Here is a 13,770-nt window from a genome sequence, read left to right on the forward strand (position 1 = left end):
ATAGTGTTAACTGACTATGCCAGAAAGGACGAAGCAAAAGAGATAGGAGCCAATCGGACACTCGGGACTTCCAGAGCGTCCTGATCACACTTCCGGCAGAAGGAGCGAGTTACCCCAAACAATTGGCCTGCCTGCCCTAAACCCGTTCGCGCAATTCCCCAACAGGTTTAACGGCATGGTCTTCAAGGCTCTATGGCCCTCGGCGTTCTGTATGTCACTCATCCTCTTCGTCGTTGTCGTCTGCCTGATGTGTACTAAGCCGCTCTGACAGTGTTTGACCGTCTAGCCCCCAGTACTGCCAACCGTTGACAGACTTCCACGTGTAACCCTCACGGTGCAGCAAGATCAGTGCAGCTTTACTGACACTCATCGGTTCGCCTTCGAACAGTATCTTCTTCGGTGCAACGACTGTAGCAGTGATGCTGTCGTCGCCGGAATATGTAAGCACATCACCGACTTTCACACCTGCATTGTCGAACACATAGTTACGCTTCTTTGACACCGCTTTCGAAAGGGCCTCGATGCCTGTGTCGTCCTCTGCGATATCGTCCTTAGGTGTGACGTCTTTGCCGCCCGTCAATTTCATGGCGGCAATCACGCGCTGTGGATCGATCTTAAAGAACTCGCGGTTTGGACGAGTACGATGGTCTGCGAAGGCTTGGTGTAGAAGTCTTTCTGCTTCAGCTTCATTCGGAACATCCACCGCATACACACAACGAAATGGTAAAGGAACACTGGTATTGTCCAATTGCCGGAGCCGTTGAGTGAGGTCGATAGTCCTTCCGATCTTCACATAGCCGTCCAAAGCCGGATTAGTCAGCACATATACTATTGGCACCGTTGAGGCTCTCTATTTGTTTTGATTACGCGCGACTTGTTTGGCGTCATATTGCTCCCAGACATTCATTCGTCCCTTTTGCCGAGCGTCAGCCAGCCACAACTTCTTTCTTGCATCAGGTAGTTCAAGCGCGCTGTACTTACCACCTGAGAATTTAGGCCAATCTATTGCCATACCGAGTTTGACCAATTCCGCAGATAAGTCGCGTCCATCCTCAAGGTAGCACTTCGCCACCGTACGTCCGTGGATGTCCTCAGCAGTAACCACTGCCCTCACCCTTTGCCCCTTACAAAGGGATACCAAAGCCCACTTGGCTTTCTTGCCGTAAGGGTGGTTAATCTCAGGCGCATCGACACCAAACAAGCGCACTTGTGTTTTCTGTATTTTTATCGTGTCGCCGTCCACAACATAGGCTGAGCCTTCCAACACTTTTTCCTTGGGTTCTGGTACGGCACTGCCAGCATCGAAACGCGGGGGCTGCTGAACGACTTGCGGGCGGGATGCACCCAATCTCGGCTTCAAGTCCGAGGTTGTTTGATAGGTCGGCTTAGTGTTTCTGTCGGGCTGGCGTTTGCTAAGCATAACGAACAGCACAACTACCCCAGCAACGACTAGCAGTATCAATACTTCCAAAGGATCGGACCTTGTAAATGGTTTGGTTCAAAACACATGCAGACAAACCCGCAGACACACCGCACGTTTTGGTTGATACTGGAATGACGGAAAGGTTTTATCCAGTGAAAAGTGACGGCCATTCAGGACGGCAAAACACCAAACACCCGCAATCAAAAGGGACTGCACACAACCTATGTGCATTCCGCATGCATGGACAACGATAGTGCACACAACACCGGGGCACATACCCCGCAGGCCTGATCACCAGAGACTTCGCGGAGGAAACGGCTTCACACTTTGCTATGCTGCTTGGGCGAGCGTGATCAATAGGAGTTGCCTCAACATTGGTGTGACACTAGGGTGAGACACACTGCAAACCAACACACTACAATAGTGTTTACTATCAGTACATTAGGCGTTCGGCGGCGTTTCCCCTAGGCTCCACCAAACCCTATCGGTTCAAACTGAAAGCAAGTATTCGAGTGGCGTGACACACATGTCGCTACATGCGTAGCTCTCGCGGTTTATGCACGGAATATGATAGGTCCGTTGGCGTTTATCCAACATCAGATCAGACACCCCACGCAATATCCAATGGGTCAGAACCAGTGCAGATCAGAAGTTTCTGACCGGCGTTCTTTTGCACAGAGGGAATTTACGGCCCTCGTCGCGTTTGCCATCCGATCAGGCTGAAGCAAGCAAACAATATCGCAGCAACGCAGACAATGGATGGGCCAGCCGGTGTGTCGAACACGTATGCCGATCTCAGCCCGGCGACGGCGGAGAACGCGCCGATTGCCGCTGCGATCAAAGCCATCGATTCCGGAGATCGCGCCAAACTGCGTGCCGCCGCGGCCGGGATGATAAGCATCGCAGCGATTAGCAAAACGCCCACAACCTTGATCGCAACGGCCACGGTTACCGCAAGCGACAATGTCAGGACCAATTGCTCGCGTCTGGGATCAAAACCACTGGCATAGGCCAGCTCTTCGTTCAGGGTCGCCGTCAACAGTTGCGACCAGCGCCACGCAATCAGAGCCACAACCAGCGACGCCCCACCCCAGATCACTGCCAGGTCTGCGCGTGACACGGCCAGAATGTCGCCAAACAGGTAAGCCATTAAATCGATTCGAACGCCGGACAGGAACGATACCGCAACAAGTCCAAAGGCCAAGGCAGAATGCGCCAGAACACCCAAAAGCGTATCCATCGCGTAGCCTCGGCCAGTCAGCAGCGTTACGGTCAGCGCCATGATCAGCGCAACGGCTAGCGCACCGGTGAAGATTGACATCTGAAATGTCAAAGACAGCGCAACGCCAAGGATTGCTGCATGCGCCGTGGCATCTCCGAAATACGCCATACGCCGCCAAACGACGAAACATCCCAACGGTGCCGCTGCAAACGCAACGCCAACCCCAGCCAGGGTTGCGCGTGTCATAAAATCATCAAGCATTATTCTGCAGCTTCCTTGGGGTTTTCACCGTGGTCATGGTGGTGATCATGATGGTGCTGATACAAGGCAAGCGCTCCGCCTGTACCAGTTCCAAACAGGGCGCGGTATTCCGGGGCTGAGGCGACGACCGCCGGCGAGCCTTCGCAACACACATGCCCGTTGAGGCAAATGACCCTGTCTGATGCGCTCATCACCACGTGCAATTCGTGGCTGATCATCAATATGGCGCAACCGGTTTCGCGGCGTACCGTTTCAATCTGTTGGTAAAAGGCAGCTGATCCCCGCTGGTCCAGACCCTGGGTCGCCTCGTCGAGCAGCAGAATGTCCGGCTGGTTTATCAGCGCACGGGCCAGCAAAACCCGCTGAAACTGCCCCCCTGACAGCTGCGACATCTGGCGTTTCAGCAAATCGGGAACGCCAGCTGAGTCAAGCGCATCCACACAACGCTGTCGCGACACCTGGTTGGTTAGACGCATAAACCGTTCAACAGTAATCGGCAGCGTAGGATCGATATGCAGTTTTTGTGGAACGTACCCAATCTTAAGCCCCGGTTTCTGGACAACGCGTCCCGCAACGGGCTTGGTCGCGCCAATCACTGCGCGTAGCAAACTGGTTTTGCCAGACCCGTTTGGTCCGACAATGGTTACGATCTCACCTGGCTCGATGACCATATCGACATGAAGCAGAACGGTGTTGGCGCCGTAGCGGATGCTGAGACCTTCGACAGAAACAAGGGGCATCTTCAAGCCTTCTTGGTACAATCGGGGCAGACGCCTTCGGCTTCTACAACCGTTCGCTCAATCTCAAACCCAACCGCGCGGGCGGCGGCGCCAAGCGCCCCTTTGGCCGGGGCAGACTGTGCCTCGGCCACTGCGTCACATTTGCGGCAGATCATGAAGGCCGGTGAATGGGTTGCTCCTGGATGCGCGCAGGCCACAAACGCATTCAGGCGTTCGATTTTGTGCACAAATCCGTTTTCGACCAGAAAATCAAGCGCCCGGTAAGCCACCGGCGGCTGCGACCCGAACCCTTCTTCGCGCAACCGATCCAGGATCGCATAAGCGCCAAGTGCGCGGTGTTCCTGAACCAGCATCTCCAACACCTTGCGCCGAACCGGTGTCAAACGCAGCCCATCTTCCCTGCAGCGGTCCTCGGCAGTTGCCAAAGCCGTCTCAACGCAGGTCTCGTGGTCATGTTTTTGAAACCCGATCAGAGCCGAGGCATCAACGGGAATGGGTCGCGTGTCACTTGTCATGTTATTCCATATCATGTATGCCGCTCATAGTGTTATACAATCACATAGAGAGTCTGATGTCTAGAAAGCTTCTTCCAGTTTCGATCACCGCAGCGTTAATGGGTGGACCAGCAATGGCGGATGTTCCGAAGGTCGCGGTTGATATCGCGCCAGTGCATTCCCTGGTGACTCGTGTCATGGATGGCGTTGGAACACCTGATCTGATTGTGTCAACGGGTGCTTCACCCCATGAATACAATCTGCGGCCATCCGAGGCCGCCGCGCTGCAAGAGGCGGACCTTGTATTCTGGCTTGGCGAAGATCTGACACCTTGGATGGAAGGCGCGGTTGAAACACTTGCTGACGACGCGACCGTCACAACCTTGCTGGAATCCGACGGCACTGTCCTTTTGGACTTCCGCGAAGGCGCTTTGTTCGAAGCACATGACCATGGCGACAACGAGCATGGACATGACGATGATCATGACGCGCATGACGATGAAGAGGCGCTTAAGGATCACGATCACGAAGACCACACCGATCATAAAGAGCATGACCACGGCGACGAGCATCCCGAAGACAAAGAGCACGCGCATGACGACGACCACGCAAAACATGCGGAAGGGGAAGACCATGCCGGGCATGATGATCATGAAGACCATGCTGATCACGATGATCATGGACATGGCGCGCACGACCCTCACGCCTGGCTGTCACCTGAAAATGCAAATACCTGGCTGAACCTGATTGCAGCGCAACTGTCCGCTGCCGATCCGGACAATGCAGGGGCTTACTTTGCCAATGCAGCAGCGGCACGTGAAGAGATGGATGCGCTTTCCGCAGAGGTGGTGGCGACGCTTGAACCGGTACGCGGCGGCAGTTTCATCGTATTTCACGACGCCTACCAATACTTCGAGGACGCCTTTGATTTCCCGGCCTCGGGCGCGATTTCCATTGGGGATGCGTCTGACCCCAGCCCCGCACGCATTGCCGAGATTCAGGCTCGCATCAAGGATGAGGGCATTGAATGCGTTCTGGCTGAACCGCAGTTCAACTCTGGAATAGTCGAAGCTGTGCTGGACGGAACTGCCGCCAATACCGGCGTGATCGATCCGCTTGGGTCCGATCTGGATCCCGGGACGGACCTGTACCCGCAGGTCATTCGCAACATGGCCAAAACTCTGGCCGAGTGCCTTTAAGCCAAGTGATTGGCTCGGTCGAAGTGATCCTTCGGCCGGGCCAGCGTCATCAGGGGTAGTGCATGTTCACAAATGACTTATTTCAAGTGCCGTCGTTGTCCCTGACACTCACGACGGAGTCCTCCTGATCCACCGAACTGCCCTAATTTTCATCTTTAGAGGTGGCGGCGATCTGGGCGACTTGTTTTTTCAGGATATGTTATGTTATTTCATTTCCAAACAGGAGCGAGCAGTGATTTCTCATGTTACAAACAGCGTCGATGACAAGGCGGACCGGCGGATCCCGATCACTGTTGTGACGGGCTTTCTCGGGGCCGGAAAGACAACACTTTTGAACACTGTTCTGTCTGAGACCTCGGCCGGGAAAATCGCAGTGATCGTGAATGAATTAGGCGAAGCCGGGCTGGACCACGACCTGATCGAAACCGTCGAGGACGAGATCGTGATGATGCAATCCGGCTGCCTGTGCTGTTCAATTCGCGGGGACCTGTCAGGGACCATTGCAAATCTGATTGAGCGGCGGGATGACGGGGCCCTTCGATTTGAACGGATTGTAATCGAAACAACCGGGCTTGCCGACCCAGGTCCTATTCTGCAGGCGCTTTTGGTTGATCCCGAATTGGCAAAGGCTACACGAATGGACGGTCTGGTAACCGTTGTTGACGCAGCTAACGGGCCAACAACATTGGACGCTCAGATCGAGGCCGTTTCGCAAGTTGCGATGGCCGATCTCATCCTGCTCAGCAAGACGGATCTAGTTTCACCTGCCGTGGCTGATGCACTTTCTGACCGCCTAAAAAGCCTGAACCCCAGCGCACAGATCAAACGACCCGTTGGAGGTTGCTTCAAGCTCGACATATTATGGGGGCTGAGCGGTCTGCGCAAAGACATAGACCCAAAAGAAGCGATTGCGTGGACTTCAGCCGCTCAACCGCGTGAACCTGACCCGCTTGGCAACCTCTCGGGCTTCTCCAGGCCCAAGACAACGCAAATGGCAATGTCCCCACATGACACACGGATCAGTTCGGCCTCGATTGTGTTGAACGCGCCGCTGAAAGACGCGGCCTTTGACCTATGGCTGGATACGCTAATCGCGCTCAAGGGCCCAGACATTCTGCGCGTCAAGGGCATCGTGTTTCTCCAAGGCCTCGAAACGCCATTCGTATTCCATGGCGTCCAACACATTTTCGACCCGCCGGTTCCGATGAAGAACTGGGATGGCGATGACCGCCGGTCGCGCATTGTGGTTATAACCCGCGACCTTGGCCGACCAGAACTGCAACGCAGCCTCGACATGCTGCGCGCCCATCAACCTGACCTTGCCACGAAAGATAAAGTGTTTCTGACCCATGACTGATACCCGTCTTCCCGTCACCGTCTTGTCCGGCTTCCTTGGCGCCGGAAAAACCACCCTTCTGAACAGCGTGCTGAACAACCGCGAAGGCAGGCGTGTTGCTGTGATCGTCAACGATATGTCCGAGGTGAATATCGACGCCGACCTTGTACGCGCCGAAACCGAACTGAGCCGCACCGACGAGACGTTGGTCGAGATGTCAAACGGATGTATCTGCTGCACCCTGCGGGATGACCTTTTGGCCGAAGTCCGGCGGTTGGCTGATGAAGGCCGGTTCGACTATTTGCTGATCGAGTCGACCGGAATATCTGAACCCCTGCCAGTTGCCGCGACCTTTGACTTCCGCGACGAAAATGATGAGAGCCTTTCGGATGTCGCGCGTCTGGACACGATGGTCACGGTTGTTGACGCGGTGAACCTGCTCAACGATTTCTCAAGTCACGATTTTCTGAGTGACCGCGGCGAGACGCTGGGGGACGAGGACGAGCGCACTCTGGTTCACCTTCTGACGGATCAGATTGAATTCGCGGATGTCGTCATCCTTAATAAAGTGAATGACGCAGGCTCCGAACGCACTGACGCCGCACGCAAGATCATTCGCAGCCTGAATGCCGATGCCCAAATCATCGAGACAAACCATTCCGTGGTCGAAAGTTCGGCAATCCTGGATACTGGGCTGTTCGATTTCGACGCCGCCCACGAACACCCGATGTGGGCAAAGGAACTTTACGGCTTTGCCGACCATGTCCCGGAAACTGAAGAATATGGTATTTCGTCATTCGTGTACCGCGCGCGCCGCCCATTTGAGCCAGAGAAGATTCTGGCCGTGCTGAACGGCGAGATGCCCGGCGTGATCCGGGCCAAGGGCCATTTCTGGATCGCATCCAGGCCTGAGTGGGTTGCCGAATTCTCGCTTTCCGGCGCGCTGTCCAGCGTCAAGCCGATTGGGACCTGGTGGGCTTCGGTTCCAAAGAAACGCTGGCCCGATCACCCGTCAGTTTTGAAATATATAGATCAGCATTGGATGGATCCCTGGGGCGACCGCCGACAGGAAATTGTCTTTATCGGCGCTGATATCGATTGGCCGGTTTTGAAATCCAGGCTCGACGATTGTCTGTTGCCCGACGCGCTTGCCTTTGACCCGGAAAGCCTCCCCAATGATTTACCGGATCCGTTTCCGTTGTGGCGCCGTGTGGAGGATGCCGCATGAACTACGCCCAGGCCGAGATCAAGAACGCAGCGGTAGGCGTCGGCGTTACGGACACTCCAGACGGGTTGGCACGGATTGCACAGCCCGGATGCGCAGCAACCCTCTGGCGCCGCCAGCTTGCCTTAGAATTTCAAACATGGATCGATGCGCTGGATCCTTTGAAGCTACCCAAGGCGCGGCTTGTACTGCGTCCGGACGCCGTGAAAGATGCAATGCGGCATCTGTGTGAAATCGTGGGCATGGAGGATATTCCCGAGCGCGCCTGGCTTGAAGAGGATATCTCGGACCTGGCCACTCGTTTTGCCGAGATGATGCGAGCACCCTATCTGCGTCTTCGCTTGGACACGATCACCACAAACGCCTGCCGGAAATTTCACATCGACGCTCTCCATGCCCGGTTGATCTGCACCTATCGGGGGACGGGCACCCAATATGGAATTTCGCCTGATGGCGAAGATCCAAAACGTGTCTTCACCGTAGGCACCGGAGCGCCAATGGTCATGCGTGGCACGCTCTGGCCGCAGAACCCACGCTCTGGTCTGCTCCACCGTTCGCCGCCCATCGAAGGTACCGACGAGACACGCCTGGTTCTTGTGCTTGATCCGGTCTTCGAACCTGATGAGGTTCGTTGATGGGTCGAAACCTTGGCCAGACAAAACTCCGCAAGCGACGCCGCAGAGAAGACCCCATGCGCGAGTTTGACCTGCTCCCACCGGTTTTACGGGCCTGGGTCACGCAGGCTGCGTTGCCCTGGCGACCGCGTTCAGTCCTGCGCGCGTACAACACAGCGCTTGCCCGGACAGGAGACCAAACCCGGGCTCTGGACGAATTGAAACACCTTGAAGCCGCACAGTTGGCGAAAGACAGCCAGTTGACGTCTGCCGTATGATGCGGGCAGGAACAGGCATGGCTGATCTGTTGGCAAGCCCCGGCCCGGGCTCCGGTCATTTTTCCGATGGATCGCTTTCTGCGTAATCACGCAATCGGTCGATATCGGAAATCTCGGCATGGTTTCGGTTGATCTTCACCCCCACCGTTTTCAGGCGCGAGAATGCCCGGCTCAGGCTTTCAGGTTTCATTCCCAAACGCCCGGCGATCAGCATTTTATCGTAGGGCAGCTCCACCTCGCACCCATCCAAGTTTTCTTCGCACAGGTTCAGCAGGAATTCAGCGACCCGCTGCGCGCCCGTCTGGGCCTTGAGCTGTTCCAATTGCGCAACCAGTGAATGCAAATGGGTAAAGGTAGAAGCCAGGATCGAAACGCCAATTTCGGGATCTTCTTTCATCAACGACAGCAGTAAGGGGCTGGGAATATGCATCACCTCGCAAGGCGAAACCGCCTCGGCCGACACAGGATAGGGAACATTGCGCAGCGCAACCGCTTCGCCAAAGCTTTCGCCGCGGGTAAAAACACTGACCACAGCTTCGGCCCCGGTTGGCGACATGCGAAACAGTTTGACCCAACCCGCCAGCACGACGTGAACGGCCTTGGCCTCTTCTTCCTGCAGAAAGATTGTCTCGCCTCGGTCATACGACCGCCAGATCGCATGACTGAGCAGTGTATCGATATGCTGGTCCGGCAAACTCTTGAGCAAGAGTGACTGTCGGGCAATCGCCTTTTGTGCTTCATGCGCCATGAAGGTTCTTCCCCTATTCCCTGGTCGATCATCTGACCGGTGCGTCCCGCAGGATCAGGCTATGCCAAAGCGGCCCCGCGTGCACCAGTCTTTTCCTGCCCGCAGCTTGACTAATGTCATGTTACGTTGGGGGGCACCGGCCTAATCTTGGTCCAAAGCCAGTAATCCGGGGAGCCAGAAAGATGGACTACGAGCGATTTTTCACCCAGAGCCTCGATGATCTGCGGGACGAAGGAAACTATCGCGTCTTTATCGATCTGCAACGCCGATGCGGGTCTTTCCCGAATGCGCGCCAGACCGATGGACCGGTGCAGCGCAACGTTCGGATCTGGTGCTCGAACGACTACCTCGGCATGGGGCAACACCCTTCAGTAATCGCGGCCATGCATGACGCGCTGGATCGCTGTGGTGCTGGCGCTGGGGGCACGCGGAATATCTCTGGGACTACCCATGATCATGTATTGCTTGAATCCGAACTGGCCGATCTCCATGGCAAAGAGGCCGCGCTGCTGTTCACCTCGGGCTATGTATCCAACTGGGCCGCGCTGGGAACGCTGGCCGCGAAAATTCCGGGCCTGATCGTCTTTTCCGATGCGTTGAACCATGCCTCGATGATTGAAGGCATCCGCCACTCACGGGCACAGAAGGTAATCTGGACCCACAACGATCTAAATGATCTTGAAGCGAAACTGGCTGCCGCCGATCCCGATGCCCCCAAGATGATCGCCTTTGAATCCGTTTATTCCATGGACGGCGACATCGCCCCGATCAGAGAAATCTGCGACCTGGCCGACAAATATGGCGCGATGACCTATCTGGATGAGGTTCACGCCGTTGGCCTTTACGGTCCGCACGGTGGCGGCATAGCAGAGCGTGAAGGGTTGATGCACCGTCTGACCGTGATCGAAGGCACGCTGGGCAAAGCCTTTGGCGTCGTGGGCGGCTATATCGCCGCTTCTGCTGCACTTTGTGATTTCGTCCGCAGCTTTGCCAGCGGGTTTATCTTTACCACCGCCCTGCCGCCGTCGATCGCCGCAGGGGCCGCTGCATCGATCCGGCATCTGAAACAGTCGAATGTGGAACGCGACTTGCAAAAATCCCGTGTGGCGCAGGTACGTGCCCGGCTGGATGCCGAGGGTATTCCGCATCTGCCAAACCCCAGCCACATCATACCGGTGATGGTGGGCGATCCGGTGAAATGCAAATTCATCTCGGACACTCTGCTGGAAGAATTCGGCATCTACATCCAGCCAATCAACTTTCCCACCGTCCCAAAAGGGACCGAGCGTTTGCGGATCACACCCTCACCCGTTCATACGGAAGAAGACATCGATCATCTGGTCGGCGCGCTGTCAGCCCTATGGCAGCAGTGCCAGATCGCGCGGATGCCGATGGCCGCCCAATAACCTAAGCGTCCCTTTGCTTGGGAAACTGCCGCTCTTTCTAAGGCGGCCTTTTTTTTGCGGTCAGATCAGGTACAAGCCAAAGATCGCGGCAGAAAAGCATGTCAGCACCATGGTGAATCCACGCAACCAGGCGGGGCTTCCGGCAAGGTCCAGATACCGGGCCAGGATCACTCGCGTCTTGATCAGCGCCAACATTAGGATGCCCGCCCCAAGGGCTGCAGGTGGCACCGGTGCCATCGTCACCAGGGCTGAAGCCAAGCTCAGTATCAAGAGCCCCAACCAGGCGACCACAAGGTGGTCGGAACCAGTTCTGCATGAAGTGATATCGGGGTCGGACATATCGCTTATCCCAACAGGTAGATCACGGGAAACAGCATGATCCAGACCAGATCAACCATATGCCAGAACTGGGCGCCAGCTTCGATGTTGCGGGGGGCGTCCCGCCAGGCAACAAGCAACAGAATGGCGACGCCAGCCAGCACATGTGCTGCATGAAAGCCGGTCAACAGGTAGTAGAACAGAAAGAACGGATGGGTTTCATAGCTGATGCCCTGCGCGGCCTTGTCCGCATATTCCGCACCCTTGATGATCAGAAACACCACGCCCAGCAGAGCCGCGCCAACCAAGGCCAGCCGCGCCGCACCTCGTCGGGCGATCTGACGCCAGTGCAAGGCTTGCGCGGCCAAATATCCGGACGTGACCAGCACGGCGGTGTTCAGCGCCGCGCCGGTGCGGTGGAGATGGGATTGCGCCTCGGCAAACCCGGCCGGATCAGTCAGACGCACGCCCATAAAGGCGATCAGCCCCGCCCCGAAAACCAACAATTCCGAGATGATCAGCACCCACATCAACAACTCGCCCGGAAGCTCGTCTATCAAAGAGGTGTCGCTCATGCGCCGACCAGTTGGCGATAGATTTGCGGCAATGCCATGGTCAGGCGATGCGGGTCGGGAATAACGGCAAAGCCACCCTGCCCGAACATGCGCGGGAACCAGCTTTTGCCGGTTTTGTCGATGGTGACGCCAAAGACCGACTGCCCGGCGCGGCGGGCCTCACGGACAGCCATACAAGTGTCTTCGATGCCGTGGCGGCCCTCATAATGGTCCAGATCGTTGGGCTTGCCATCGGTGATCACAAGCAGCAACCGCCGCTTGCGCGTTTGACCTGCCAGATCAGCCGAGCAATGGCGAATTGCCGCCCCCAACCTTGTGTAGTGGCCGGGCCGCAGTGAGGCGATGCGCTGTTCAACTGTCTTGCCCATCATCTCATCGAACCCCTTGCAGCGTTGCACGTAAACACGTTGGCGTTTCAGCGAGCTGAAGGCGTGAATGGCAAAATCGTCCCCGCAGGCGTTCAGTCCCCAGGCCAGCGCCGCCAATGCCTCGCGCTCAATGTCAATCACCGCGCGTCCGGTGACCGCGCTCTCGGTGGATCGGCTGACATCCAGCAGGATCGAAACCGCCAGATCGCGCGCCTCGGGCCGGGATTGCAACCACACCCGATCAGTACCTTCACCGCTGGCAAGGCGATCAGTTTCAGCGCGCACGGCGGCCTCGATATCCAGCTGATCACCGTCCAGATGGCCGCGCGTCATCACACGTCCGGGGCGCAGCGCCTCGAACTGGCGTTTCACCGCACGGATGCGGCGGGCGGTGGCGGGGTCCTTGCCGAATTCGGCGGCACCTTCACGGATATCGGCGTCCGAGGTCAGCACGTTCACATGATCGGGCAGGTATTTTCCGGTGCGCACGTCCCATTCGGGGTACAGAATACGACCCGACAGTCGCTCGCGATTCACATCTTCGGGCGCAAGGTCCAGGTGCAGTTTCAGACGCGTAGGTGGCGCTTTGGAGATCTGGCCCAGCCCGATCTCATCCTGATCATCGGCGGCTTTCTTGGCGTTGTCAGGGTCGTCATCGTCGATGCGGCGGTTGATGTTCAGAAACTCGGCCCAGCTGAGGATCGCCTCGAACTTATGCAGGATGAAACTGTCGCTGCGCGAGGCCTGATCAGATTTCCGGCGCCGGGCACGGTGGGTTTTGTCGCCGGATTCTTCCGGCGGACCTTCGGTGTCGGGGTTTTCAACCTCGCTATGTTCGGAGAACCCAACAGCGCGCAGTTCTGGCCACAGGGGAACAGGGCGGAAATGCTGATACCCGCGCGGTGCGGTCATGCCGTCCACCGCTTCCAACAGGGCTTTGGCCCCGTTCGGCAACGGCGCAGGGTCGCCGCCCAGCGCCTGCCGGATCAACGCCTCTACCGCGGCTTCAGCAGGCGGAAGGGAACGAATTTCACGCTGATACAGCACGCCCTTGCACAGCTCGGCATAGAGCGGGCGCAGGCCGGGCGCATCCTCAAGCGTTGCTGCGACCATGTCTTCTGCGGCCGCCAACGCTCGCAGATCGGCGCGAAGGGGATCGTCGTCTTCAAACCGGGTTCCGGCATGGGCCGCTGCTGCTGCCAGCCAAACATAAAGCGCGCCATTGGCCTCGCGCGCGGGGAAAACGGCCAGACTGTCCGGCAAGCGCAGCACTTCCCCATCGAATGAGGCGCGCGGCATCAGTTCCACTTCAGTTCCCAACCTACGACGCCAGCTTAGGCGGTGGCGCGAGACCTCGGGTGAGACCGGGCGCAATTCGACGCCCGGGCTTCCCCCAAGCCCCCGGAAAAGAACTGCCAGCCGCCCCGCGACCTCTGAAAGGTCGACCGCGGCTCCTATGTGCACCTCAGGTGCATCCAGGCGGCTGGCAAGGGTGTGCCACAGTTTCCCGATCGTTTCTTCGGGTTCCCATGGCTCAAAGTCGATCTTTACCATTGGCTGGCC

General features: G+C 57.1%; 15 protein-coding genes and 1 pseudogene. 6 read left to right on the plus strand and 10 right to left on the minus strand.

The window, feature by feature from the left end:
• Positions 1–214: 214 nt before the first annotated feature.
• The 6 genes and pseudogenes from RUM8411_RS23025 to RUM8411_RS12630 all read right to left on the minus strand — a co-directional run bounded on the left by RUM8411_RS23025 (position 215) and on the right by RUM8411_RS12630 (position 4,161).
• Complete coding sequence (locus RUM8411_RS23025) at positions 215–586, minus strand: hypothetical protein (protein WP_234995214.1); 372 nt, start codon at positions 584–586, stop codon at positions 215–217.
• A gap of 6 nt (positions 587–592) precedes the next feature.
• Positions 593–838 (minus strand): annotated as a pseudogene (locus tag RUM8411_RS23240) (GIY-YIG nuclease family protein); the annotation flags it as partial.
• A 12-nt stretch (positions 839–850) separates the two neighbouring features.
• Positions 851–1,471: a thermonuclease family protein gene (locus tag RUM8411_RS12615; RefSeq protein ID WP_234995215.1), complete on the minus strand. Its 621-nt coding sequence runs from the start codon at positions 1,469–1,471 to the stop codon at positions 851–853.
• 637 nt (positions 1,472–2,108) lie between these two features.
• On the minus strand, positions 2,109–2,906 hold the full coding sequence (locus tag RUM8411_RS12620) for a metal ABC transporter permease (RefSeq protein ID WP_085823080.1): 798 nt from the start codon (positions 2,904–2,906) through the stop codon (positions 2,109–2,111).
• Positions 2,906–3,646 (minus strand): metal ABC transporter ATP-binding protein, encoded by a 741-nt coding sequence (locus RUM8411_RS12625; RefSeq protein WP_085823282.1) that lies wholly within the window; start codon positions 3,644–3,646, stop codon positions 2,906–2,908. The genes RUM8411_RS12620 and RUM8411_RS12625 overlap by 1 nt, the downstream gene beginning before the upstream one ends.
• A gap of 2 nt (positions 3,647–3,648) precedes the next feature.
• The gene (locus tag RUM8411_RS12630) at positions 3,649–4,161 is read right to left on the minus strand and encodes a Fur family transcriptional regulator (RefSeq protein WP_085823081.1); all 513 of its coding nucleotides are present in this window, start codon (positions 4,159–4,161) and stop codon (positions 3,649–3,651) included.
• 56 nt (positions 4,162–4,217) lie between these two features.
• On the opposite strand from RUM8411_RS12630, the gene RUM8411_RS12635 reads away from it, so the two are divergent.
• The 5 genes from RUM8411_RS12635 (at position 4,218) to RUM8411_RS12655 (ending at position 8,792) form a co-directional block, all read left to right on the plus strand.
• On the plus strand, positions 4,218–5,339 hold the full coding sequence (locus tag RUM8411_RS12635; RefSeq protein WP_085823082.1) for a zinc ABC transporter substrate-binding protein: 1,122 nt from the start codon (positions 4,218–4,220) through the stop codon (positions 5,337–5,339).
• A 232-nt stretch (positions 5,340–5,571) separates the two neighbouring features.
• Positions 5,572–6,696, plus strand: a complete 1,125-nt coding sequence (locus tag RUM8411_RS12640; protein ID WP_234995216.1) for a CobW family GTP-binding protein — start codon at positions 5,572–5,574, stop codon at positions 6,694–6,696.
• The gene (locus tag RUM8411_RS12645) at positions 6,689–7,903 is read left to right on the plus strand and encodes a GTP-binding protein (RefSeq protein WP_085823084.1); all 1,215 of its coding nucleotides are present in this window, start codon (positions 6,689–6,691) and stop codon (positions 7,901–7,903) included. Before RUM8411_RS12640 ends, RUM8411_RS12645 begins: the two co-directional genes overlap by 8 nt.
• Complete coding sequence (locus RUM8411_RS12650; RefSeq protein ID WP_085823085.1) at positions 7,900–8,535, plus strand: DUF1826 domain-containing protein; 636 nt, start codon at positions 7,900–7,902, stop codon at positions 8,533–8,535. The genes RUM8411_RS12645 and RUM8411_RS12650 overlap by 4 nt, the downstream gene beginning before the upstream one ends.
• Entirely contained in the window at positions 8,535–8,792 is a 258-nt protein-coding gene (locus tag RUM8411_RS12655) for a DUF6525 family protein (protein WP_085823086.1), read from the plus strand. The genes RUM8411_RS12650 and RUM8411_RS12655 overlap by 1 nt, the downstream gene beginning before the upstream one ends.
• A 55-nt stretch (positions 8,793–8,847) precedes the next feature.
• Here RUM8411_RS12655 and RUM8411_RS12660 read toward each other — a convergent pair whose 3' ends face one another.
• On the minus strand, positions 8,848–9,540 hold the full coding sequence (locus RUM8411_RS12660) for a Crp/Fnr family transcriptional regulator (protein ID WP_085823087.1): 693 nt from the start codon (positions 9,538–9,540) through the stop codon (positions 8,848–8,850).
• Between the two features lie 182 nt (positions 9,541–9,722).
• On the opposite strand from RUM8411_RS12660, the gene hemA reads away from it, so the two are divergent.
• On the plus strand, positions 9,723–10,946 hold the full coding sequence (gene hemA, locus RUM8411_RS12665) for a 5-aminolevulinate synthase (RefSeq protein WP_085823088.1): 1,224 nt from the start codon (positions 9,723–9,725) through the stop codon (positions 10,944–10,946).
• Between the two features lie 60 nt (positions 10,947–11,006).
• On the opposite strand, the gene RUM8411_RS12670 is transcribed toward hemA, so the two are convergent.
• From RUM8411_RS12670 to RUM8411_RS12680, 3 genes are read right to left on the minus strand one after another with little or no spacing between them, the layout of a single operon-like run.
• Complete coding sequence (locus tag RUM8411_RS12670; protein ID WP_143534894.1) at positions 11,007–11,285, minus strand: cytochrome C oxidase subunit IV family protein; 279 nt, start codon at positions 11,283–11,285, stop codon at positions 11,007–11,009.
• 5 nt (positions 11,286–11,290) lie between these two features.
• On the minus strand, positions 11,291–11,839 hold the full coding sequence (locus tag RUM8411_RS12675) for a cytochrome c oxidase subunit 3 (RefSeq protein ID WP_085823089.1): 549 nt from the start codon (positions 11,837–11,839) through the stop codon (positions 11,291–11,293).
• Positions 11,836–13,761 carry a nitric oxide reductase activation protein NorD gene (locus RUM8411_RS12680; protein WP_085823090.1) on the minus strand — a complete coding sequence of 642 codons (1,926 nt, stop codon included), beginning with the start codon at positions 13,759–13,761 and terminating at the stop codon, positions 11,836–11,838. The genes RUM8411_RS12675 and RUM8411_RS12680 overlap by 4 nt, the downstream gene beginning before the upstream one ends.
• Positions 13,762–13,770: the final 9 nt, after the last annotated feature.

It is taken from the genome of Ruegeria meonggei (assembly GCF_900172215.1).
Classification (GTDB): domain Bacteria; phylum Pseudomonadota; class Alphaproteobacteria; order Rhodobacterales; family Rhodobacteraceae; genus Ruegeria; species Ruegeria meonggei.